This window comes from Crinalium epipsammum PCC 9333, assembly GCF_000317495.1.
In the GTDB taxonomy this organism is placed as follows: Bacteria; Cyanobacteriota; Cyanobacteriia; order Cyanobacteriales; family PCC-9333; genus Crinalium; species Crinalium epipsammum.
The window spans coordinates 19,437-40,575 of the sequence record NC_019754.1 but is presented as its reverse complement, the minus strand read 5'-3'; the positions used below and the strand labels follow the sequence as shown (position 1 = coordinate 40,575).

The following is a 21,139-nucleotide window of genomic DNA, read 5'->3' as shown; positions in this document are numbered from 1 at the left end:
TTAATAACCTCCTTCTGCATTAGGTGTGAGTGTTAATAAAGATCCCGGTTGAATGCCCGCACCTTGAAAAGTATCATTACCTTGTAGGATTTTGGTTGTTTTATCTAAACTCAAGAGCAAGTGGCAAGGAACCGATGATAAGTTAGCCAATTCCTGAGCTTGCTCCTGAAAGTCTTCTATAAGCATATCCCCAGGAACATCAGTTGTTTTTTTGAAATTTCCATCGACAGTCCTAACAGTGACCTTAATTGTTTCCATGAGTTAATTATCCTCCTGATGATTTCTGTAGTTATGAAAGTGATTATAAGATGGTTTGACATCAAATGAATTTAGCTAACTTCTACATAAGGTACGAGTATTAATAAAGATCCCGATTGAATGCCCGCACCTTGAAAAGTATCATTACCTCGTAGGATTTTGTTTGTTTTATCTAAAATCAAGTAGTAAGGAACCGATGATAAGTTAGCCACTTCCTGAGCTTCCCATTGAAAGTCTTCTATAAGCATATCCCCAGGAACATCAGTTGTTTTTTTGAAATTTCCATCGAAAGTCTTAACAATGACCTTAATTGTTTCCATGATTTAATTATCATCCTGATGTGTTTTTTTGGATTCAGAAAATAACTCTATGTTTACGTCCCACTGAAATTTTTGACCACTATAGTTAAGCAACTCCCGTTCAGCTAACCAAAAATCCTTAAAAGTCAAATCTGCATCTTCAGACTCAGCATAAAGCTGAAAATACTTGACAGCTTCTCTGTTTAAATTGTTACACTGCGGACATTTTGTTTCACCTTGTTTGATTTCTTTGAGAGGTTTTCTAACTAGATCTATGTATCCACAATTTTCGCAAGTAAACTTAGAGACAAAATCAAAAGGCAACTCTAACTTCCAATCCGGCCCTAAATCTAATTCTTGGGCAACTTGTTTAGGTGTACTCTCAAATTTGACTGGCAATGGTGATGTGCTGCTATTTTGCGGAATTGAGGCATGATCTGGACATTCCTGATCAAGATTAAATTCAAGTGTTGTAAAACCTACTGGCATAGTAACAGGTAAAAACAGCTTAGTGCCTGGTTTTAAGTTACTTTCACCAAATAACAACAATTGCACAGCCACTTCGACTTGGTAAGCGGCAATAACCGATGAAGTCATAATGGTTGTTGCTAACTTTGGTTCCTGATAGCTGTCATTTAGAAATCCACATGAATACCTTTCGTTGAGCCTTGCCCAAGCTGACCTATCCATTTGGCAGCGATAGCAGGCAGTGTCTGGAACCCTGGGATTGAAAAGAGCAACATTTCCCAGTTGGTGGTTAATTCCGCCGTCAATCCAAGGCACCCCAGCAAAGTAGCACTTTTTATTAATTTCTCGTCTGGCACTAACGCTATCCAAGCAGCCAAACGCCACATCCATTTCCCGCAGCAAGCCGCACCCAAAGGCAAATTCCAGCTTACCGATAATGGGATAAACTTGGGTATCTGGGTTCAAAATTTTAACTCGCTCGGCCGCAACCTCAGCTTTATGCCTACCTATGTCCGACTCTCTAAACAAAACTGAGCGCGTCAAATTATGGATTTCGATGGTGTCGTAGTCCACGACCCAAATATGACCAATTCCCAGTAAAGCCAAGTTTTTCAGCACTTCATTACCCAATGCGCCGCAGCCAAATACCGCCACTTTCGCATTGACCAATTTTTCTTGGCTCCAGTTGGGAATCCTTTTTAAGCGATCATATTTATCATCAGGCATCAACATTTTGTAGATCTAGTATTGCATCACATTGTATTTAATATAAATGTTTAAAGACTCACTTGAGATTTAAGCCAAAAAATTGATGCGCTCCTTTGAACAAATAGTTTCTCTGAATACACCTGTATCTTGATGTTTTACAGAATTTTTGAGTGGAGTTGATGTTTCCTACTGTTCTTCATTTCACACATCATCTACTGGTTGATGTGTGCCATTTTCGTTATCCTCATAAAAGTAATTTCACTTCAGGGTCGGCAGTAAATGAATTTTTCTGATTACCTAGAAGAAACTGAGGGATATTTGGGTTGGAGTCAGAAAGAAGATTACAATTCCTGGTGTGCCAGAATGCGGCACTTTAGAGATGAGTTTCGTTCAACCCAATCAGATAGCATCAGCAATACAGTTAGGGACAATCTCTCTTCCGAGTTGTTAAAACAGGGAGTGGGACAGTCTCAGCGTAAAGTTGAACGCGCAGCTTCAAACAATCTAGTCAAACCAGCCAGTGAAACAACCCAAGTAAGAACTACTGGCATTACAAAAAGAGTAATTTCCAGTTTTGACCAAGGCTAGTGATAGTGTAACTGTGCTGATAGTTTAGTTGAGCAAGATAAAAATTAGGCGCGTCAATCTATTTGGGTCTTTTTAAAATGTTTGGGGCGGTAGCCCCACAGAACTGTGGTCAAAATCTACTGGTATGAATGTTCAGACACAAGAATTCCCGTTATTGTCTCCTCCATAATCAGACTTGGTTTGAAACTGAGGGGTTTAGGAGAAACGTTTCTCCGCTCATATTTTTAGTCTCCTCCAGTTGGAAACTTGGTTTGAAGCTACACCACCTCGTACTGATCAACGCTACAGAAAACTACGCGCCCACTGTCTAGTTGGATCTCAACTGATTTTGAATAGCCACGATCAACCACTATCACACCCTCCCCAGCAGGGTTGTATCTGGTAGCAAAGGCTCTAGCCCTCCGACCGACCAAACTAGCCGATTGTTCACTGTGCGGGGGATTAAGTTCTGGTTTCTGTTTGGCTACTGGATTGATTAGATCTAATTGCTGGCTTTCAATTTGACTGGTAGTACAAACAAGATCGGTAGTACAAACTTGATTTGATCTATTAATATACGGATTTTGTACTACGGTATCAGAACTTGATACATTTTGAGATTTGTCACGCTCAAGCCACGCTGGGAATATCTGATCTGCCCAGTGCTGGACAAGGGAAACACACTTATATACCTTCTCCTGCTCACCTCTAACTCCCCGCTTCTCCCCTGTAGGGGCAAGCTTGGCTCCTACCAACGCCAACAGTGCATTGGCAGTTCTAATCGGTGACGAATCCTCTTTGATGGTTACGCCGATTGCTGTCTTAATATCGTGCCTTGAGACGTAAAGCTGTAAGTGCCACGCCTGTAGATCTGAGGGAGTAAATGTGCTATCGCCTTCTAAAAACCGAGATAAGAACAACTCGACCAATTTCACCTTAATTCCTAGTAGTCGCTTATTTAAGTCAGGCTTCCAAACTTTCTTATCGCTATACTCTGTTAAACTAGCTAAAGCTTTTTTATCACGCTCTGGTAAATATTCTCGACCAATAGTTGAGTAGTAGAGCAGTTTGAGTTTTGGGCTTAAGCCATCATCGTCTGCCTCTACTAATTCTGGCGTAACCTCTATTTGGTAGTTTCTATTGAGCAGGAATTTTTTCTCTGAGAGTAATTCATCTTCAGTACGAGATTGTTGATTTTGTAGTTGGTTAAATTCATCAGGTGACAAGGTATATGAATTGGGAACATCGTGGCAATATTCCTGATAAATTTTATCTCTAGATTCGGTAATCTCCTTTGATAAATCTACTATTTCCTCATCCGGCTCTGGCTCTAAAATCTCATAGCCATCTGCCTCTAACTTCTCAAGGATTGACTCTTGATAGTTCAGCATTCCTTGATTAATTAATACTCCCAACTTAGCCCAAGTAATTAGGGGGCTATCAAAGTATTCGGTTTCTGTTCCATCATTGTTGAGTTGTGCGAGTAGACTAATGTGAGCTTTAGCTAGTTGATGAGTTGAAGCTAATAAACCTTTGATATCAGTGGAACCATTGCCCACGAAACAGCTAGGCAATCCTCTGGGGGCTACGAATATATGGCGGGGTATATCTTCCCTGATTCTCTCGATAGTTTGACAGAAACTGTTAACAGTTTGTACGCCTTGAGCAATTCCAAATACCGCATTAAAATGACCTCTAACGTCGATGCTTACGCCAGTCTCTAAAGATGGAGAGGTAATGACGATATCATAATCAATAAGTTGTTTATTTAAGTCAGAGCCGATACATCTGTAAGCAGGATGATTAGGATCACGAGTTGATTCACCGTCAATCCGTAAAATATTTTTTCCGAAGCATTCTTTATTGAAAAGGGCTTCTAAATTCCGAGTGCCAAATTTGCTTTTATGCTTCTGTCCAGAGGTATGAACAATAATCTTCTGATCTTTTTTAGCAGTATCTAAAGCCTTGTTTACTAGCTGTTTAGGATTGTTGTAAACATATAAATGTCGTTCTCTGTCAGTGGGAAGATAAGTGTTGTGCAGTACCCAAGTTTTAACTTTCTCACCTAACAAACTGTAAAGGAACTGAATACTGATGGGGCTTAGATCAGCATCCATGATGTAAATTTTCCCCCCGCCTCTAACAATGTTCTGTAAAACTGATGCGAGGGTTTCGATAATTAAGATTCTAAATTCTTTAATCAAACTGCTGTCTAGTAAATCCCAGATTACTTGCTCGATTTCGTCAAATACAGCCAGACCTTGATCCCAGGAGTGGGGGTCAAATTTAGCTTTACTGTGGGGGTGTAAACTGTGATGACAGAGAAAATATCCTTGTAATGATTGAGTAAAAGATTGCTTCAGATCATTAAGATAGTCTACACCGAATCTGGAGGCATTGACAGCAGCTAATTGTTGACGATGGACAACTCCTAATACTCGCTTACCATCGGCAATAAAATCTCTCACGCATTCAGCTAGTGAACCAGTTTTGTTTGTGCCTTTAAAGGATTTAATTCCTATGATCACAGCATCATCAGGGGGATTAATATCACTAGCTTCTAAGTACTGCTTACAAACAGTTTCAGAGACATAAGGAGTGATATCAAATAAGAGCTTCTTCTGCCATTGCTTATAAGTTGAAGCAGTTTCATATAGCAAATCAAAGCACTCAGTACCTCGTGCTGCAATTAGGTCATCAACTCCCTTTTCTTTGAAGTTCCATTGTATAAGTTTAACGGTGCATTTTCTCTTGATTAAGAGTTTAGAAGTATTAGTTATTGCAGTTCTTACATTCTGAATTGTTTTAGAATTCTGATCGTTATCAAAGCAGAAGTAAAATTCTCGACCTTCGACTGCAAATACTTCTAGTTGGGGGATTAAGTATTTGAGTCCAGTATTGTTGCCAAATTCATCTCTGGGCTGGCGATAGCCAGAAAAGATCCCTGGTAGTGCGATCGCTATATAATTAGCAGTCAGAACGGCTCCTGCTTTCTTGGCTCCCTCGACAAGGATAATGGGAATCTCAGGGTGAGCGATTACCCAATCCCAGAAGTTATCACCCTCTATTTCTAGTCCGTAACGCTCTGCTATGGCTTGCCAAATGTGACGCGGTACTTTTAGGGCAAATATCTCTGTCGGAGTTTTAACCGGATGCTCGTACTTAACTGTTTTTACTTTTGGAACATCACCAAAACCATTAAACTCCTCAACTCTTGGTTTGTTTGGTTTAAAACATCCCCATTGACTCTCTTTAAGAGTAATAACATCGACACCTGTGCAATGCCAGCCACCATAATCAAAGTGATGATATTTCCTCAGCCAATAGTCTCTTAATCTGCCGTCATTACGTCGTTCAGTATTAGGCAAGGCATAAAGGATAGCCTCGTAAGCTTCGTTGCCACTGAGCGAGCGCACATTCAACTCAATGATGTCTTGAGCGACCGCAGAATTACGCCATTCCTCTAGGTGTTGAGGGTATATCATACCTCACCCCCATTTGGCAGAGAGGATGTATAATTATTTAATTTTTCAAAATCTTTTAGCGATACTGGAGTGCGATCGCCTAATTGACGTTTGGCTTCAAATTTAAGTGTGGCGCAAGTTTCAGCCGTTTGCTGCTGCTTTCTTAACGTATAAGCCTGGATAACCCATTTAGTAGGCTGGGTTTTCGCCTTTGGTAGCTGTTGCATTGCTCGCTCCTTGTGTGGTGAGGGGAGCCGGACGCTACCTATCAAATCTCAAGTGTTCAGACAAATAAGTATTTGTGCTGATTGTGTTGCTACACGAGTGCTGCTTCACAAGCGTTGCTACAGGAGCAACGATAGTTTACAATTGAGATCGGAATAGGCTCTGGGTTGAAATTTATGAGCGTCCGATTCCTGGTTTGTAATGAACCATCTGTGTCGTTGCACGACTCCTATGGACATTTTTCAACGATTCTTATGCTTCTTTCTCCTCATAACGAGCTAGGAAAGCCTTAATAAATTTAACTATATCCTCTTCAGGAATCAAAAAAGCAGCACCTTTTCTTTTTAGAAGCAGAAGTTTTAACGATCCTATTGCGGTATAAAGTTCATCTCTATGGTTGTAGATTGAGGTCGGCTTCCACAAAATTAAAACTTTTGTGAGAGGGACATTGCGAACTTCTCTTGAGGACATTCCAAATATTTGTCTATTTTTGGTTAGCCAATTGGTGTAATCGGCTAATTCCACAAGAGGGCAAGGTTTCCAGTCTTTTATACCTTTCTTATCTCGTTTTACATACAGCCCTTCTTTTGCCTCGTTATAAACAATTTGTGATTCTCCTTTGGAACGGATCGACATAAGGATATGAGCTTTTTTGGGAAATCTTACAAACAGATCTAGTGGGTTTCTTTGTTCTGGCACTTCTAAAGTAGGGAAAATCTGTACTCCCAAGTGTTCAAACTCCTCCAACAGAAGCCGCATTACTTTGATGAGCCGAGCCAATTTTTGAATTTGGTCTAGAGGTTTGTACGCCAATGCGAACATGATAAAGGCTGGATATCCGACCAACGGGAGCGCTGCGATCGCAGCAGCACTACATTCAGCATAGGTAGCAGATAGATAGTCCTTTTCCCGCTCTAGTTGCTGCAATGCTTCCCAGTTGTGGAGAGGTAATGTAATGTTGTTTTGCTCTGTAGCTTGCATTTGCCATTTCCCCTATTACTGCCAAATTCGTCCTGCTTTTAGCTACGTTTAACAAGCGTGTTTATGCACTACTTAGCTATTATTTTATTGTTTAGCTAGACAGCGAGACTGCCAAATTCCGCGTTCCTTTAGCTGTTAGTATTTTTGCTCACTTCATCACTGATGGTAGAGGTTAATAATGCTGCCTACATATTTGTTGCGGTGCATTAAGGGCGAAGCGAATACAAGTAATTTTTCACTTCGACGGATCGAGTCCTTAGTTGACTAATTCAAATATGTCCTGCTCACTAAAGAATTCACTGAGTAGGGCTATCTTTATCCTCTTGGCTGGGGGTGTACTCAATCAACTCGTAGAGACTGCAATTTAAGGCATTGCAAATACGATCCAGTGTTTCGCCACCGATAGCTGGCAGAACATCAGTAATTCTCCACTTATAAATAGTGTTCTCATGAACGCCTAAGATTTTTGCTAATCGCACGGTTGTCATGCGTTCTCGCGCCATTACCTCCCTGAGTTTCCATTGGACAGTCAAATGTTTTACACCTATAGACAAGTAATCCCCTCTCTAAATGTTAGAAACCACACTATAAGTATGGCATAATGAGGGTGTAATCAGTTACAAGTTAGGTGAGTGTATTGGCTGGACACCTCCACTCACCTAGCCCCTATGTATAGGAGACAAATCTAATGATGAATGAAAAAGTATCACAGCGATCGCACTGTGGAGGGAATTATGCAAGATTCCTCCAATAACAACAGCGATAACGCTACCTCTGTGCTATTCCCTCTATTCCTATGCAGCATCGGCATAAACGTTCTGCAACACGCCTGGAACAGTAACCAGCTTGCAATATTGCAACAGGCTGACAACTTGCAGCAGCAGAAAATCGCTCAACTGCAAACCGATAAAGATGTTTGTGCTGGTAAGCTTGCAGGCTTTATCGAGGGCAGGCGGTGATGAACAACGAAGTTTACACAACTGCTCAAGCTGCCGAGTTTTTAGGGATTTCTACCAATAATTTAAGGGTTTGGAAGTCTCGCAAATCTGACCAATTAATCGAAGGTACTCACTGGGTAACTGGTGATAACAATCAGGTTTTCTGGACACCAATAGGGCTTGAGGTATTACAGCAAATCAAAGGTGTAACAGCCTGTAATGCAGACATTACAGACGATGTAATAGAGCCATTACAAGAGACTGTTACACAGCCATTACAGCAGTCGGATGTAGACCCATTACGGCGTTACAGCAGTTTGATAAGTGCCGTAGCTGATGCCATTACACCAGGACTGTTGCAACGCATAGATAACGCAGTTACGGGTCGGGTTAAGACGGCGATCGCAAAACCAATGACATCGACTGAGTGTGTAACCTTGCTGACTGAATTGGGTTTAAAACCTTGTAATCCAGAACTGCTTCTAAGTGGCAACAATCCAAATTTACTAACTGAATCTAAGGAGAACTAAATCATGGGACTACTGAAATTTATCACCCGTAAAAAATTAGACGCGTCAACTGAGGCAGGTGGACAACTAGCAAATGATGGAACTAATCACAACTTAGCTACCAGTAAGGTTCTGGCTGCAACTGATAAAGATGTTATCACCCCAAATAATGCAGACTTTAGCAGTGTGAGAACTGCGCCAATTGTCAAAGCCCCCCGCTACTTTAATAAAGCTGAAGCTGACGCATTACGCATCTTAGCCAAGCAAAAGAAAGTACAAGCAGACGCTTCAGTTAGTGCTTATAAAGCCCTGAAAAATATTGAGGATTCTGATACTACCGTACATACCACGCACCGTCGCTACCAATCAAAAGTAGCTCGGACTGAACTTGAAAAACAGCAAGCTAACGCACAACTAGCTAAGGATTTACATAGTTTGCGCCCTCATTATGCAGAAATGCACAGTGAAGTTAAATCAGCAGAAACTAACGCTGCAAATGCGATTAATGCCATAAAAAGCAGTTACGGCTGCTAGTGACTAATTAGCAACTTTTGGGGAGTATTTTATTGCTCCCCTTTTTAAGGGGATATATGGGTAAATCAATTCAACTAGGTGGATATTTCTTACTTGGTGTAAGCTGTTGCGGTCTATTTTCCTATACCGCTTATGTGGTTCCTAGATTTCAAGCTTATGCGTTTTGGCTGGTGGTTGTAATCAGCCTGTGCTTTGTGGTTGGAGGTTTAGTAGATGACTATTTATCAGAGGTAATGGGACTTACCTACACTCAATATATTGGGGGACTTATCACCATGATTGCAATAGTTTTAATTGGGTCGATCATACAGTGGGTAAGGTAAGAATGATGGTTAAAGTTACGCATCCAAGCTTATATGATCTGCCGAGCGATCAGCGAATGAACTTAGTTAACAGGCTTTTAAGCCCTAACTTATTCGTAGTAACACAGAATGGCTGTCACGAATTACAAAAATGTGTTGGTAAGGGAAATTATGGTAGGTTTGAGTTAGCAAAAGTAGGAAGAACATATCTAGCTCATCGGGTATCCTACGAGTTTTTTAAAGGTAGGATACCTAACGGATTAATTGTCATGCACTATTGCGATAATCCTAAGTGCATTAATCCTAATAACCTATCAGTAGGAACTATTTTCGATAACAACCAAGACAAGGCGAAAAAGGGGAGGGGTAATGCTCCTCTAGGCTGTAAACATGGGAGATCCAAACTCACGGAGTCTCAGGTACTAGAAATCAAAAGATTGCTAAGAGAAAAGAGTTTTAGCTATGGAGAAATTGGAAAAATGTACAAAGTAGCTAAAGGAACTATTCAAAGAATAGCAGAAGGTAGAACTTGGAGCCACGTACAATGATTAAAATATCGTCGCCACAAGATCAACTGCGTAGCAACAGAAACTTACTCGCTCTAGTTGGCGGATCGTCAACCGTAATAGGGCTATTACTTTGGAGCGCATCACCTTTTCTATTCCCCAACCCCAAAGATAAGTTTAGCGTTTCACTGCGTTATATGACCTTGTTTATTACTAGCTGTTGCGGTGTAACAGCCGTTGCAACAGGGCATCAACTACAGCGCATCACACCACTTTTAAAAGCAATTGAACAGGCAGAAAAAGCCGACTTCATCAGTCAGCTTGCTACCTCGCAATGGGTACAAGAACAGCGTTACCAGTCAGAAGCCGTTACAGCGTTACAACCCTCGCAACAGCAACCCGTTACACTGCAACAGTCAAATAGTTATAACGACCGTAACGACGCAGTAGCAAGGGATAACGAAGCTGTAACTGATTCTCTAACGACTGCAACACCCTCTGTAACGGATGCTGCAACAGATGAGGGAATGGAAGGTTACAGACCTACTTATCTAGCTGTAACGGCACTGCAACAGCAAGGAATTAGCGATAGCGACATTATCAAAGATGTGCTGAAACAGGGCGGAACAAATTATCAGAAAGGTAAAGCAATGCTAGAGGCACTGTTGCAGTTAGGACAGTCTAAAGGTTGGTAGTTGCATTTTTGATTATCAGTCAGACTGCTATACAGAAAAATGAGTAAATATATGCACAGACCATCATATATTACGGAACAAAAATGGCAACAAATTTACAGTTTTATTCACGCAAAAACCAGAATGACACCTCAACAATTTGTAAGTAAATGGGGTGTCACTTCCGGCTTTATTGCCGAGTTATGTCACTGCAACGAAAGCACAGTCGCTAATTGGATTAACGGAAACTTTGGCGACTCTTCCTCGCAACGTCCCCATCAACTAAAGCTATTTATAGCCGACTTAATGCTGTCAGACTTTGAAGGATTGCCTGAGAAGTTTAAAAGTTTGTTTTGCCCTGATTGGCAGCGTTAGCTAGTTATTAACCCCCTGCTACTAGGCAAGGGGTTAATTGTTTTAACTTCTAACTTTTAAAACGCGATAGCGTTTTATATAAAAAACTGCTGTACTATTTGAAACTGTTTGTAATCATAAAAGCTATTTTAATAACTAAAATTATTTGTAATACTGAAAAGTATGGTAGTAGGGAAAATTATTGGTATAGTAAAAAACAGAAAATTTCGTTACAATAAATAGTAATGCTGCTAAGTTTTATGAGGGGACGTAGACGAAACATTATTGATACAATGTAACGTTTAATTAATCAAAATTAACTTGAAAAAGTATTAAAGAGGTGCGCTGCATAATCATTTTGTAGTCATTTTAGCTATAACTATTTCAATCGAGAAATAACAGTAGCCTTTTTAAGTTTTAATATAGCTAAGATTCCCTATGTCTATCAAACGCGCAGATGGTGTTACTGAATCTGAACGCTACCTAAAGCTTCTTTGTGATCGCACGTTTTTGTCACTTTGGAGTTATCCAGGAGTATACAGAGATCAAGTTTCAGGGAAAGGAACTCAGGGGAAAGAAGTATGTGATTTATTAGTCGTATTCGAGAATCATATCATTATTTTCTCAGACAAAGATTGCCAATTCCCAAATAGCGATCAACTTGAGCTTGATTGGAACAGATGGTTTAAAAGAGCAATACAAAAATCAGCAGATCAAGTTTGGGGGGCTGAAAGATGGATTAAACAACATCAAAATCGCCTTTTCTTGGATCGTGCATGTACTTCACCTTTTCCTATTGATCTACCTGATTTATCGACAGCAAGGTTTCACCTGATTGTTGTTGCACATGACAATTCTAGGCGTTGTCAACAGGAACTTGGTGGCAGTGGTAGTCTCATAATTAATTCTTCTGTTAAAGGTGCTGCACATTATGTAGGTGAAAATGGAGGTGTCCCATTCTTCGTTGGAGATATTGATCCAAGTTGTACATTTGTACACATACTGGACGACACCTCTTTGGACATTGTTTTAGGTACATTAGACACTATTTCAGATTTTGTTTCATACTTGACTAAAAAGGAGAAGCTCATCAGATCTGATACAGTTGTTCTTGCCGCAGGTGAAGAAGACTTGCTGGCTTATTACCTCAAGAATATGAATGAGGAATATGAACATGATTTTGTTATCCCGTCTCAGGTTGATGGACAAATAACTCATCTTGTTTTTGATGAAGGTCATTGGGAGGATTTCAGTCAAAGCCCTGAACGGCAAGCTCAAGTCTCAGCCGATAGAGTCAGCTATGCCTGGGATGGGCTGATTGAAACCTTTAGTAAGCATGTTGTGGAAGACACACAGTATTTCACAACTCATCCTGGTGTCAAAGCAACAGAACCACTTCTTCGGTTTTTAGCACGAGAATCACGCTTTCGGAGACGAAACCTCGCAGCAGGACTTTGTGGACTAATTAAGTCAGCACCAAGAGATATGCGTGCAACCCGTTATTTGTGTTCTTCGTCGCCTCAAGAACCCTACTACGTTTTTCTAACACTTCCACAATTTGATTGGATGACTTATGAGGAATATCGGGAAGCACGTAGATCTTTATTAGAGGCTTGCTGTTCAACTGTGAAACTTAAGTTTCCCGATGCTCAACATATAGTCGGAATAGCTACTGAGCCAGGTTTTGATAATGGAGGTAGATCTGAAGACGCTATGTATATTGATGCAACAGATTTGAGTGAAGAAGATGCTGCTAGAGCAAGAGAAGCCTCTGAAAAACTAGATATTCTGAAGAATCCAAATATGTTCAGTGTTCATGATCAAGAGTATCCGCTTTAGAAGCCTACAAGACAATGAAATTCCCAAACCTGAAAATTGAAGTCACAGCAATTGCACGGCATGACAAGTCGCTGCATCAGAACGCTTCAAGATTGTCGTTCGGTGAGCTTAGTTGTTATGCTGGTGTGCTCGGCTGGGTTGGATGCCTCAAAACTCATAAGTAATGACAATACTTTGAGGCTTATTCGTTATATCGAACGCGGGTTGCCATATAAATTGGTTGAATTAAGGATACACTTAAGGACTAACCAGTATAAGAGTGGTGTTCAGTATACCTTCCTACAGTGTTAGCCAATTAGATGTCAAAAATGGTAATCAATAAAGTATATTTAAGCTAGGGCTAGAAAAGTGTTTAATAGCTAGACAGTTGTGTGTATATATAATAAATATAAACAATGAATGATTACCCAAACTTTAAAAATTCACCCATTGTTGAGGCAATTTTTGATATAAGAGCTACGCTTCCAACCAACCTAAACTTTGAGGATATATCTCTGTTTGAAGAAAGTATAAAAGACGAATTTCCTGTAAAAAATATTAAAGCATCTCTCAAAGCAGATTTTTCTTTTCAATTAAATAATATTCCTAGCAATATACCCTTATCTACTAGCAAAGAAGGATTTGTTTTTAGTTCATTAGATAATAAAAAAATTATACAAGTAAGATTAGATGGTTTTACTTTCAGCCAGCTTCAACCTTATGATAGCTGGGATAATTTCTATAATCAAGCCTGCAATCTCTGGAAAATGTATGTACAGGTTGCCAGACCAGATGCAGTTTCCAGAGTAGCACTAAGGTATATAAATAAAATGGAAATTCCATTTAAAGAGCCATTTAAAATTGAGGATTATGTAAAAATATTTCCTGAAATTAGTGCAGATATAAAAGTAACACTGATGGATTATTTTATGAGATTGGTTGTAACTAATCCGAAATATTTACCTTCAATTGCAATCGTTAACCAAACTATTGGAGAATTAACGGAGAATAATACTTTACCTTTAATATTTGATATAGATATTTACCAGGACGTAATTTTTTCACCCGAGGAAGATGAAGGCAAAATAAAAAATATTTTTGAAAACAACTTACGTTCGTTTAGAAACGAAATATTTTTTAAAGCAATTACAAAAAAAACGGAGGCTCTTTTTCAATGACTACAACAATAAGCAAGGACATAAGGCAAGGTAATTACAGAAGCTATACTGATATTGGCAAAAGTAATGAGTACGAAATAATTAACCAAAAAGCTTCAAAAATTCAAGAAGATATTCAAAGCATCCCATCTGTAGGAAGTAGCATTTTACTCTACTTACTATGCAGTCAAGATATTAATAGCTTTGAGGATAAGGTGGAATCGATATATCAACAGCTATTAGAGGGTATACCTGTATTGAATAGGATAGATATGTTTGTGCTATCCCAGGTAAATAGACAAATGGATTTATTAGAAGCATTAATTATGATTAGGCTTCTTGGCCCAATGCTTGTTAATCAATATTACTCACATGATAGTTCTAATATAATCAAACATCTGTTAGAAGATTCTAGGCCGTCCATAAGATATGCTGCTTTGGAAGCAATCAGCTTTGCCATAGGGTTATCTCCAGTAGCCGAAAATTTACTTACGGAGGCAACAAAAATTTTAAAACACGAACAAAAAGAGTACATTGTTAAATATTTGAAAGAATTGCAGGAATAAAGTATTTGATGAATTGTTTTATTAGGAAAATTCAAAGTTTAGCTATGTGGCAGGAGGGGAAAGATGCTAAACAAATTTTATCTCCCCTACATGCCATGAGATATGCTCTTGATATTAATAAAGGAAAAGGAAAACCATCATTTTGGCGAGCGACTAATGAAGAAGAATTAGAAAAAATTGTTTTGGGGATGTTATTAATGATGAATATAAATCAAATTGACAGTATTAGAATAATCAGTTTTGGAGAAGAGTGTTTTTCAGGTAATCAAGGTAAATTAAGTAACAAGGAAGATCCTTCATTCCCTATAATTAGCGTAAGAAAATTACATTATGAATTAAATCCAGCTAATGAAACTGTAATACTTCCTATAGCAGAAACATTTTTAAGTTGCAAAGGCGAATGTAAAGAATTTCATAAGAATAAAACTAAAAATAATGTTTTAAATATGGGAGAGATATTGAAAAAATATCTTAATGACGTGAGCGATGAATATAAAGAAAAAGCTTTGAAATTGCTTAAATGATTAAACTAATAGAAAGAAGATTTTTCTAGCTATAAATATTTTGATAGCAAGCCACAAACAAAGTTGAAACTTTGTTTTAAATATTGCTTATAGCGGCGTTTGAGTAGCAAGTGTGCAGAAAGTGCAGAGAGGGCCTAAAACTCTCTCGGTGTAAGTATTTTATAGCTTAACTTTTCTTAATGATTCTCGACTATTGAAGTGTACCAGTAGAACCTCGTTTAGATGGACAGCACTAACGCAGATGCACAATGCTGGTATTCCTCTGAGGCACATTCAGGAAATATCGGTTCACAAAGACTTGGGGACTTTACAACGATATTTGGAAGTGTCCCCCGAACAGAGAAAGAAGGCTATGTTGGTAATTGGGTTCTGAATTTTTTTGTTAATGTTGTTAGCAGCGGAGCGGGTACCATTGCCCATCATCGAGATAGCCCTGTTCAAAGCAACTAACAACCATTCCGTTCTCACCACCTGTTTGGACGAACATCAGAGTATTCAAATTTTTTTCGGTCTTAAGTCGGGTGGAAATTTTTTCTGCAATTCTAATAACCTGTTTAACCATATCCTCATTTCTATCACGCTCCTCGTCAAATCCTGCACTAACGATTTCTGAGGCATCAGGTCTGAGGAAAAAGAACTCTCCTATCCCTCCAAAGTATGTGAATACAAGGGAATGATCTTTGTGTTTTCCATCTGAATCAAAATCGGAATCATCTTCAGAACAAGATAAAATGCCAGTAAAAGGCGAGTATAACGGGATTCCGTCTTCTTGATCGCTGTTTATCAAGATTACATTTGAAATCATGGTTTATCCTTCAGCAAACATTAATTCTGAGGCTTCAATTCTACCAGTTCGGAATCACTTACAGCCCAGTACATAAGTCTTATTTATGACTAATCAACTTAACTCTATAAAGCGACCGCATAGAGAATATGGCTAGAGATTGCCCTAATATTAAATTGTGCTACTAAAGTCTTATATTTGAAAGACTTGATCCGAAAAAAACTAATCTACACTTTTTTAGGCGCTTGAAGTTTGCGGAAGTACAGGTAGATCTAAAAGGATTTAGGCATACTCGTAGAACTTCCTAATTGAGTGAGAAAGGTAGCTGCGTGGGGCGATCTGCAAAGCCGGAAGTTAATAAGCTGTTCCACATTTAAATTGCACAATCTGTAAGCTGAAGCCCTTGCGCCGCATACACATAGTTGGAAAATTAAATCTGAATTAGCTTATTGACGGTGGAGTTGGTAAGTTAGTTGAGAGACGGCGATAATTACCAGTGGTTATTCGTTCCAACCAACCCTTTTTTACAAATTACCAAAGGTAAAGTAACTGAAAGTATTGCTTCCTAATATTGGATACCCGCTAATCTTCAATAGAAGCCTCATCTGCATTATCTTCGCTAGTAGCTGGTTCTTTTGCAATTAAAGCTTCTAGCTTTTTTAATAGTGTCTGCGCTTGCCTCCACTTTTTCTTGTCTTCCCAAATTTTTGACTGGGTTAAGCGACGGGTAAGTGCTTGAATATTAGCTTTGGGAGATTCTACTTCAGTGGCTGGTTGGATAGCGTCGTTCTCCAGCTACTAATTCATATTTTGATTCCTGACCAGGGAGGGGACGGATGAGCAAGTTTTCGAGAATTCCGTGAGTTTTCACGGATTGAATGAGTTGCTCCATCTTGGCGGGATCGAAGTAGCGCCGAGGTTTAGTTTCAGGTAGGGAAATTGAGTCAATTGGTATTGATAATGGGGTTATGCTTGGCTGTTCCTCTCCCATTAAGAAGTCGATATTGGCTTTGGCTTTGTAAGGTTGTTCGGTTTTGCGGGGTCTAGGCATTTATAGTTGCTCCCTTTGCTGTGCTAGTTTGTCCAATATTTTGATAGCTGGATGTTTAGGTTCGTACATTTTTGAACGCTGAGATACGTGCCAAATGGGACGCGCTGTAAAGTTTTGTAATGCAGAGTAGCGAAAACCCCTGAGTTACTGTTGTTAAAACGTCGGATTCAGTGTGTAAGAATATGTTGTTAATTTGATTTTGTGGCGGTTGTAGGTCAATCTCAAGGCAGTAACCCCATTGGGGGTAGTGTCTACTGAAAAAGTGCTATGCGAATTTAGCTTATCGAAGCCAGTATTTCTGAAAAACTGGCTGAAACGCAGATATGTTAAGCTTTTCAGTAAGTGTTTCCTCTCCTATAGTTATCTCATTAACTAACGTTATGCTGTTAATTTTGATTGGATTGGAACAAAACATCGTCGTTCCAGACACTTCAAAATTTCTGCTCGTACAGAACCCTGATGGCATAGTAGTCCCATATTGAAGAGATTTTTAGACAAAACTGAACTATGTCAATGCTTAATATTAGTGTTCTGGAAAGCTCCTTATGGGAGGCGGCTGACAATCTGCGTGCTAATTCCAATCTCAACGCGAACGAATACAGTATGCCCGTGCTAGGGCTAATATTTCTACGCCATGCAACCAATAGATTTGAGGCGGTGAAGGCTGAGATTGAACCGACATTGCCATCGCGTGGGGGAAAGAAAAGACCTTTGACTTCAGGAGACTTTACAGGGAAAGCGGCAATCTTTTTACCAGAAAAAGCCCATTACGACTACATCCTCACGTTGCCGGGGGGTTGCGATCACGGTACAGCAATTAAAGAAGCGATGGAGTTGATTGAGGCTCAGACGGAGATGCTCCAGGGTGTGTTACCCAAGGAGTATACTAGCTTCGATCCGGGTCTGTTGGGTGAGTTGGTGCGAATTTTCGCACGGGATGAACTGAAGCAGGCGACAGGGGATGTATTTGGACGTATTTATGAGTATTTCCTGAACAAGTTTGCGATGACAGGTGCCCAGGAGGGGGGCGAGTTCTTTACACCGCCGTCCCTAGTACGGACAATTGTAAATGTGATTGAGCCGACCCGTGGGGTAGTGTTTGACCCAGCGTGTGGTAGTGCAGGTATGTTTGTGCAGACAGGGCACTTTCTGGAAAATCAGGGTACTAACCCATCAGAGCGGATTACGTTTTGTGGTCAGGAGAAGTCAGATAATAACATTCGGCTGGCAAAGATGAACCTTGCAGTGCATGGCCTAGAAGGTAATATTCGCCAGGGCAACACGTTTTATGACAAGTGTGACGACTTGATCGGGGCGTGCGATTTTGTGATGTCGAATCCACCTTTTAACGTGGATAGCGTTAGTCCAGAGAAGGTGAAGACAGACCCGCGGCTGTTCACTGATAAAAAGCTCCCTGGCATTAGTGCCAAAACTGGAGCGGTGAGCAATGCTAACTATCTGTGGATTCAGTATTATTACAGCTACTTGAACTCTAAGGGACGGGCAGGCTTTGTGATGGCTAGTTCTGCTTCGGATGCGGGACATGGAGAGAAAGAAATCAGGGAGCAGATAATCGCTACAGGAGATGTGGATGCGATCATCTCTATTGGAACCAACTTTTTCTACACCCGATCTCTCCCATGCACACTCTGGTTTTTTGACCGAGGTAAGCCAGCCGAACACAAAGATAAGGTGCTGATGATTGATGCCCGTAGCCTACATCGGGTCATTAGTCGCAAGATTCGAGATTTTAGTGAAGAGCAACTTAAAAACATTACTGCGATAGCATGGCTTTATCGCGGTGAACAATCCCGTTACCTGGGGTTGGTGCGAGAGTATTTAATGCAAACTCACCAGGAGGCAAGCGCGATCGCGCCCTCCATTGCGGCATTGAATCCAGCGATCACGTCTCTGACTAAGGTGCTAACAACATTTAAGCAGGGGTTAAAACCGACTGAGGACATTTCAGCAGAGGATATTGCAGCGTTCCAAGCTGTCCTAGCAGAGCAGGATGAAGCGATGAAACTGCTGGCGGAAGAGTGGGGAACGCTGAAGACGGATTTAACGGACTATATGGAGGAGATGGATGGTAATGCCTTATCTACCAACGAGGAACAAAAAGCCTGCGCTGAGAATTTCGTGCCTTTTGTTCCTCGACTCAAAACGCTCCAAAAACAAGTGAATGAGAGCCACAAGCTGACTATAAGAGCATTGGAACTCGCAGAGAAAAAGCTAGAGGCTCGTAAAACAGAGGAGTTGAATAGTAAGTCGATCCGCCAATATCGAGATGGATTGAATGCTGCCCATGACGGGGTTGTACAGGCGATTAAGACGACGCTGTACATCAACCAGCAGATACACTGGCTGCAAACTCGGTTCCCAGAGGCGGCACTGGTGGATGTGCCGGGATTGTGTAAGGTAGTTACTCGTGATGAGATTGCTAAGAGTGATAGCAGCCTCACACCGGGACGCTATGTGGGCGTAGGAGCGGCAGATCAGGAGGATGAGGAGGGATTTGAGGAACGGCTGAAGGAAATTCATTTAGAGTTATCTGAACTCAATCAGGCGGCGGTGGAGTTAGCAACGATGATTCAGACCAATCTTGAGGAGTTGATGCTATGAAATGGTCAACCACTAAGTTTGAAAGTCTTTATGCGGCTCCGTCACGAAATGGACTTTATAAGGCTAAAGAGTTTCATGGTTCTGGAATTCGTATCGTCAACATGGGTGAAATGTTTGCATTTCCCTTTATTGGCAACCAAGAAATGAAGCTTTTAAGCGTTACTGATGAAGAACTTGGTAGGTTCGGTCTTCAAGCCGGAGATTTACTCTTTGCTCGAAGATCTCTAGTCGAAGAAGGTGCAGGAAAATGTAGCCTCATTGTTGATCATGATGAGCCAATGGTATTTGAATCCTCGATGATTCGAGTTCGCCTCCGTAAAGAATGCTGCGATCCGCAATTTTACTACTACTATTTCAAGTCCCCTATTGGTCGTTCCACGATCACAGCAATCGTAACTGGTGTTGCTCAGAAAGGAATTCGTGGATCAGAGCTTGCAACTATCGCAGTTCATAATCCACCTATACCAACTCAACAGCGCATTGCTGACATCCTCTTTAACTACGATCGCCTCATCGACAACAACACCCGCCGAATTGCTCTGCTGGAAGAATCCATCCATCGGCTCTACAAAGAATGGTTTGTGCGGTTGCGGTTTCCAGGGTGTGATCAGGTAAAGGTAGTTGATGGTATGCCGGAGGGGTGGACTTGTAAGCCTCTTGAGGAAGTTTGTGAACTCATTATGGGGCAAAGTCCACGATCTACTACTTACAACACTACTGGTCAAGGGCTACCTTTTCATCAGGGAGTTACAAAGTTTGGCAATCGTTTTATTAGCCACGAAACCTACTGCACACAACCAAATCGGCTTGCAGAGACAGGAGATATTCTTTGTAGTGTACGTGCGCCTGTCGGTCGGTTAAACATTACCCTCGACCGGATCATTATTGGGCGAGGTTTGGCAGCCATACGGAATAGGCAAGGTTATCAATCCTTTCAATTTTATCAATTGAAAGCATACTTCTTCCAAGAAGACCTAATCGGTGGTGGAGCCATCTTTGCCTCTGTCACTAAAAAGCAGCTTTCTGAGCAAATGATGCTTGTTCCCTCACAAGAAGTTTTGCAGGCATTTGAAAATATCTCAAAACCAGTAGATCAACAGCTTATTAATCTTTATTTTCAAAATAAAAAACTTCGTCAAGCCCGTGATCTCCTTCTTCCCCGACTAATGAATGGGAGCATTGTTGTATGACTCAAATTAACTCCCAAGGAAAAATCACCATTCTGGAAGAAATCTAGCAACAGCTTAGATTGCTTCCTGGTACAAAAGTCCAGATCGAAGTTGTTGGAGAAGCCCTTCAGCTTTGTAAAAAACTTGCTCCCAGTCGAGACGCTAGACTCGTCCAGACGATGCAAGGCAAATCCACTAATCATGCTCATACCGATGATATTATGCAGTTAACTTGAAAAGACAAATGACCCATGTATTAGTCGATAGCAACGTTATTCTCGATGTCCTTACTGAAAATCCTCAGTGGGTTTGAAGGGTTAGCGCAAATGCTCACTGACTATGCAGAGCGGGTAACTCTTGTGATTAACCTCCTCATCTACGTGGAAATCTCCATTGGGTTTCATCAAGTAGAAGAACTAGAAGCCGCTTTACCAGCGGACTTCTTTCGTTGTGGCCTATTGCCCTACGAAACTGCCTTTCTTGCTGGGCAACGTTTTCTTCAATACCGCCGTCGTGCGGGAGTGAGTCTTTCGCCCTTGTCTGACTTCTACCTTGGTGCCCATGCTGTGATCGCAGAAATGCCTCTACTTACCAGAGATGTCAATCGTTACCGTGCCTACTTTCCCACAGTTCATCTGCTCACCCCCTAACCCCTAATTTC

The 21,139-nt window shown here is 40.6% G+C and carries 24 protein-coding genes and 1 pseudogene; 16 read left to right on the top strand and 9 right to left on the bottom strand.

All coding sequences use genetic code 11. The annotated features are described in order from the left end of the window. The 3 genes from CRI9333_RS23775 to CRI9333_RS25315 form a co-directional block, all read right to left on the bottom strand. On the bottom strand, positions 1 to 258 hold the full coding sequence (locus tag CRI9333_RS23775) for a hypothetical protein (protein WP_015205611.1): 258 nt from the start codon (positions 256 to 258) through the stop codon (positions 1 to 3). 71 nt (positions 259 to 329) lie between these two features. Beyond that, positions 330 to 578 (bottom strand): hypothetical protein, encoded by a 249-nt coding sequence (locus tag CRI9333_RS23770; RefSeq protein ID WP_015205610.1) that lies wholly within the window; start codon positions 576 to 578, stop codon positions 330 to 332. Positions 579 to 581: 3 nt separating this feature from the next. Continuing rightward, on the bottom strand, positions 582 to 1,751 hold the full coding sequence (locus CRI9333_RS25315; RefSeq protein WP_198013715.1) for a HesA/MoeB/ThiF family protein: 1,170 nt from the start codon (positions 1,749 to 1,751) through the stop codon (positions 582 to 584). 261 nt (positions 1,752 to 2,012) lie between these two features. On the opposite strand from CRI9333_RS25315, the gene CRI9333_RS23760 reads away from it, so the two are divergent. Then, positions 2,013 to 2,321 carry a hypothetical protein gene (locus CRI9333_RS23760; protein WP_015205608.1) on the top strand — a complete coding sequence of 103 codons (309 nt, stop codon included), beginning with the start codon at positions 2,013 to 2,015 and terminating at the stop codon, positions 2,319 to 2,321. Between the two features lie 257 nt (positions 2,322 to 2,578). Here the strand turns inward: CRI9333_RS23760 and CRI9333_RS23755 are convergent, their stop codons facing one another. The 4 genes from CRI9333_RS23755 to CRI9333_RS23740 form a co-directional block, all read right to left on the bottom strand. Further along, positions 2,579 to 5,785, bottom strand: a complete 3,207-nt coding sequence (locus tag CRI9333_RS23755; RefSeq protein ID WP_015205607.1) for a plasmid replication protein, CyRepA1 family — start codon at positions 5,783 to 5,785, stop codon at positions 2,579 to 2,581. Continuing rightward, on the bottom strand, positions 5,782 to 5,991 hold the full coding sequence (locus CRI9333_RS23750; protein ID WP_015205606.1) for a hypothetical protein: 210 nt from the start codon (positions 5,989 to 5,991) through the stop codon (positions 5,782 to 5,784). Before CRI9333_RS23750 ends, CRI9333_RS23755 begins: the two co-directional genes overlap by 4 nt. A 250-nt stretch (positions 5,992 to 6,241) precedes the next feature. Beyond that, on the bottom strand, positions 6,242 to 6,970 hold the full coding sequence (locus CRI9333_RS23745; protein ID WP_015205605.1) for a hypothetical protein: 729 nt from the start codon (positions 6,968 to 6,970) through the stop codon (positions 6,242 to 6,244). Between the two features lie 296 nt (positions 6,971 to 7,266). Continuing rightward, positions 7,267 to 7,503, bottom strand: a complete 237-nt coding sequence (locus CRI9333_RS23740) for a helix-turn-helix domain-containing protein (protein ID WP_157462494.1) — start codon at positions 7,501 to 7,503, stop codon at positions 7,267 to 7,269. 162 nt (positions 7,504 to 7,665) lie between these two features. Here CRI9333_RS23740 and CRI9333_RS23735 point away from each other — a divergent pair, with 162 nt between their 5' ends. From CRI9333_RS23735 to CRI9333_RS26010, 12 genes and pseudogenes are all read left to right on the top strand, one after another. Further along, positions 7,666 to 7,929 carry a hypothetical protein gene (locus CRI9333_RS23735; protein ID WP_041227054.1) on the top strand — a complete coding sequence of 88 codons (264 nt, stop codon included), beginning with the start codon at positions 7,666 to 7,668 and terminating at the stop codon, positions 7,927 to 7,929. Next, a complete protein-coding gene (locus CRI9333_RS23730; RefSeq protein ID WP_015205602.1) occupies positions 7,929 to 8,438 on the top strand; it encodes a hypothetical protein in 510 nt (169 codons plus the stop codon). Before CRI9333_RS23735 ends, CRI9333_RS23730 begins: the two co-directional genes overlap by 1 nt. 3 nt (positions 8,439 to 8,441) lie before the next feature. Next, the gene (locus tag CRI9333_RS23725) at positions 8,442 to 8,951 is read left to right on the top strand and encodes a hypothetical protein (RefSeq protein ID WP_015205601.1); all 510 of its coding nucleotides are present in this window, start codon (positions 8,442 to 8,444) and stop codon (positions 8,949 to 8,951) included. A gap of 56 nt (positions 8,952 to 9,007) precedes the next feature. After that, positions 9,008 to 9,274 (top strand): hypothetical protein, encoded by a 267-nt coding sequence (locus CRI9333_RS23720; protein ID WP_015205600.1) that lies wholly within the window; start codon positions 9,008 to 9,010, stop codon positions 9,272 to 9,274. A gap of 2 nt (positions 9,275 to 9,276) precedes the next feature. Further along, positions 9,277 to 9,801 (top strand): HNH endonuclease, encoded by a 525-nt coding sequence (locus CRI9333_RS23715; RefSeq protein WP_015205599.1) that lies wholly within the window; start codon positions 9,277 to 9,279, stop codon positions 9,799 to 9,801. Further along, positions 9,798 to 10,454, top strand: coding sequence for a hypothetical protein (locus CRI9333_RS23710; RefSeq protein ID WP_015205598.1), 657 nt, complete (start codon positions 9,798 to 9,800; stop codon positions 10,452 to 10,454). The genes CRI9333_RS23715 and CRI9333_RS23710 overlap by 4 nt, the downstream gene beginning before the upstream one ends. A 51-nt stretch (positions 10,455 to 10,505) precedes the next feature. Continuing rightward, positions 10,506 to 10,808: a hypothetical protein gene (locus CRI9333_RS23705; protein ID WP_015205597.1), complete on the top strand. Its 303-nt coding sequence runs from the start codon at positions 10,506 to 10,508 to the stop codon at positions 10,806 to 10,808. A 417-nt stretch (positions 10,809 to 11,225) separates the two neighbouring features. Beyond that, positions 11,226 to 12,626: a hypothetical protein gene (locus CRI9333_RS23700; protein ID WP_015205596.1), complete on the top strand. Its 1,401-nt coding sequence runs from the start codon at positions 11,226 to 11,228 to the stop codon at positions 12,624 to 12,626. Between the two features lie 395 nt (positions 12,627 to 13,021). After that, complete coding sequence (locus CRI9333_RS23695; RefSeq protein ID WP_015205595.1) at positions 13,022 to 13,783, top strand: TIGR04255 family protein; 762 nt, start codon at positions 13,022 to 13,024, stop codon at positions 13,781 to 13,783. Beyond that, a complete protein-coding gene (locus tag CRI9333_RS23690) occupies positions 13,780 to 14,328 on the top strand; it encodes a hypothetical protein (protein WP_015205594.1) in 549 nt (182 codons plus the stop codon). The genes CRI9333_RS23695 and CRI9333_RS23690 overlap by 4 nt, the downstream gene beginning before the upstream one ends. An 8-nt stretch (positions 14,329 to 14,336) precedes the next feature. Then, on the top strand, positions 14,337 to 14,852 hold the full coding sequence (locus CRI9333_RS23685) for a hypothetical protein (protein ID WP_015205593.1): 516 nt from the start codon (positions 14,337 to 14,339) through the stop codon (positions 14,850 to 14,852). Between the two features lie 205 nt (positions 14,853 to 15,057). Further along, a pseudogene (locus tag CRI9333_RS26010) lies at positions 15,058 to 15,225 on the top strand (tyrosine-type recombinase/integrase); the annotation flags it as partial. A gap of 18 nt (positions 15,226 to 15,243) precedes the next feature. On the opposite strand, the gene CRI9333_RS23680 reads toward CRI9333_RS26010, so the two are convergent. Then, positions 15,244 to 15,657, bottom strand: a complete 414-nt coding sequence (locus tag CRI9333_RS23680) for a hypothetical protein (protein WP_015205592.1) — start codon at positions 15,655 to 15,657, stop codon at positions 15,244 to 15,246. A 742-nt stretch (positions 15,658 to 16,399) separates the two neighbouring features. Beyond that, positions 16,400 to 16,687, bottom strand: coding sequence for a ParB/RepB/Spo0J family partition protein (locus CRI9333_RS23675; RefSeq protein WP_015205591.1), 288 nt, complete (start codon positions 16,685 to 16,687; stop codon positions 16,400 to 16,402). 507 nt (positions 16,688 to 17,194) lie between these two features. On the opposite strand from CRI9333_RS23675, the gene CRI9333_RS23670 reads away from it, so the two are divergent. The 3 genes from CRI9333_RS23670 to CRI9333_RS23655 all read left to right on the top strand — a co-directional run bounded on the left by CRI9333_RS23670 (position 17,195) and on the right by CRI9333_RS23655 (position 21,128). After that, complete coding sequence (locus CRI9333_RS23670) at positions 17,195 to 19,309, top strand: type I restriction-modification system subunit M (protein ID WP_015205590.1); 2,115 nt, start codon at positions 17,195 to 17,197, stop codon at positions 19,307 to 19,309. After that, positions 19,306 to 20,499: a restriction endonuclease subunit S gene (locus CRI9333_RS23665; RefSeq protein ID WP_015205589.1), complete on the top strand. Its 1,194-nt coding sequence runs from the start codon at positions 19,306 to 19,308 to the stop codon at positions 20,497 to 20,499. Before CRI9333_RS23670 ends, CRI9333_RS23665 begins: the two co-directional genes overlap by 4 nt. Positions 20,500 to 20,759: 260 nt before the next feature. Further along, on the top strand, positions 20,760 to 21,128 hold the full coding sequence (locus tag CRI9333_RS23655) for a type II toxin-antitoxin system VapC family toxin (protein WP_015205588.1): 369 nt from the start codon (positions 20,760 to 20,762) through the stop codon (positions 21,126 to 21,128). The last annotated feature ends 11 nt before the right edge of the window (positions 21,129 to 21,139 follow it).

Excerpts from the sequence above, each read along its gene's own strand:
- CRI9333_RS23775 (WP_015205611.1), bottom strand. The coding sequence starts at position 258 with ATGGAAACAATTAAGGTCACTGTTAGGACTGTCGATGGAAATTTCAAA.
- CRI9333_RS23770 (WP_015205610.1), bottom strand. The coding sequence starts at position 578 with ATGGAAACAATTAAGGTCATTGTTAAGACTTTCGATGGAAATTTCAAA.
- CRI9333_RS25315 (WP_198013715.1), bottom strand. The coding sequence starts at position 1,751 with ATGCCTGATGATAAATATGATCGCTTAAAAAGGATTCCCAACTGGAGC.
- CRI9333_RS23760 (WP_015205608.1), top strand. The coding sequence starts at position 2,013 with ATGAATTTTTCTGATTACCTAGAAGAAACTGAGGGATATTTGGGTTGG.
- CRI9333_RS23755 (WP_015205607.1), bottom strand. The coding sequence starts at position 5,785 with ATGATATACCCTCAACACCTAGAGGAATGGCGTAATTCTGCGGTCGCT.
- CRI9333_RS23750 (WP_015205606.1), bottom strand. The coding sequence starts at position 5,991 with ATGCAACAGCTACCAAAGGCGAAAACCCAGCCTACTAAATGGGTTATC.
- CRI9333_RS23745 (WP_015205605.1), bottom strand. The coding sequence starts at position 6,970 with ATGCAAGCTACAGAGCAAAACAACATTACATTACCTCTCCACAACTGG.
- CRI9333_RS23735 (WP_041227054.1), top strand. The coding sequence starts at position 7,666 with ATGAAAAAGTATCACAGCGATCGCACTGTGGAGGGAATTATGCAAGAT.
- CRI9333_RS23730 (WP_015205602.1), top strand. The coding sequence starts at position 7,929 with ATGAACAACGAAGTTTACACAACTGCTCAAGCTGCCGAGTTTTTAGGG.
- CRI9333_RS23725 (WP_015205601.1), top strand. The coding sequence starts at position 8,442 with ATGGGACTACTGAAATTTATCACCCGTAAAAAATTAGACGCGTCAACT.
- CRI9333_RS23720 (WP_015205600.1), top strand. The coding sequence starts at position 9,008 with ATGGGTAAATCAATTCAACTAGGTGGATATTTCTTACTTGGTGTAAGC.
- CRI9333_RS23715 (WP_015205599.1), top strand. The coding sequence starts at position 9,277 with ATGATGGTTAAAGTTACGCATCCAAGCTTATATGATCTGCCGAGCGAT.
- CRI9333_RS23710 (WP_015205598.1), top strand. The coding sequence starts at position 9,798 with ATGATTAAAATATCGTCGCCACAAGATCAACTGCGTAGCAACAGAAAC.
- CRI9333_RS23705 (WP_015205597.1), top strand. The coding sequence starts at position 10,506 with ATGCACAGACCATCATATATTACGGAACAAAAATGGCAACAAATTTAC.
- CRI9333_RS23700 (WP_015205596.1), top strand. The coding sequence starts at position 11,226 with ATGTCTATCAAACGCGCAGATGGTGTTACTGAATCTGAACGCTACCTA.
- CRI9333_RS23695 (WP_015205595.1), top strand. The coding sequence starts at position 13,022 with ATGAATGATTACCCAAACTTTAAAAATTCACCCATTGTTGAGGCAATT.
- CRI9333_RS23690 (WP_015205594.1), top strand. The coding sequence starts at position 13,780 with ATGACTACAACAATAAGCAAGGACATAAGGCAAGGTAATTACAGAAGC.
- CRI9333_RS23685 (WP_015205593.1), top strand. The coding sequence starts at position 14,337 with ATGAATTGTTTTATTAGGAAAATTCAAAGTTTAGCTATGTGGCAGGAG.
- CRI9333_RS23680 (WP_015205592.1), bottom strand. The coding sequence starts at position 15,657 with ATGATTTCAAATGTAATCTTGATAAACAGCGATCAAGAAGACGGAATC.
- CRI9333_RS23675 (WP_015205591.1), bottom strand. The coding sequence starts at position 16,687 with ATGCCTAGACCCCGCAAAACCGAACAACCTTACAAAGCCAAAGCCAAT.
- CRI9333_RS23670 (WP_015205590.1), top strand. The coding sequence starts at position 17,195 with ATGTCAATGCTTAATATTAGTGTTCTGGAAAGCTCCTTATGGGAGGCG.
- CRI9333_RS23665 (WP_015205589.1), top strand. The coding sequence starts at position 19,306 with ATGAAATGGTCAACCACTAAGTTTGAAAGTCTTTATGCGGCTCCGTCA.
- CRI9333_RS23655 (WP_015205588.1), top strand. The coding sequence starts at position 20,760 with ATGTCCTTACTGAAAATCCTCAGTGGGTTTGAAGGGTTAGCGCAAATG.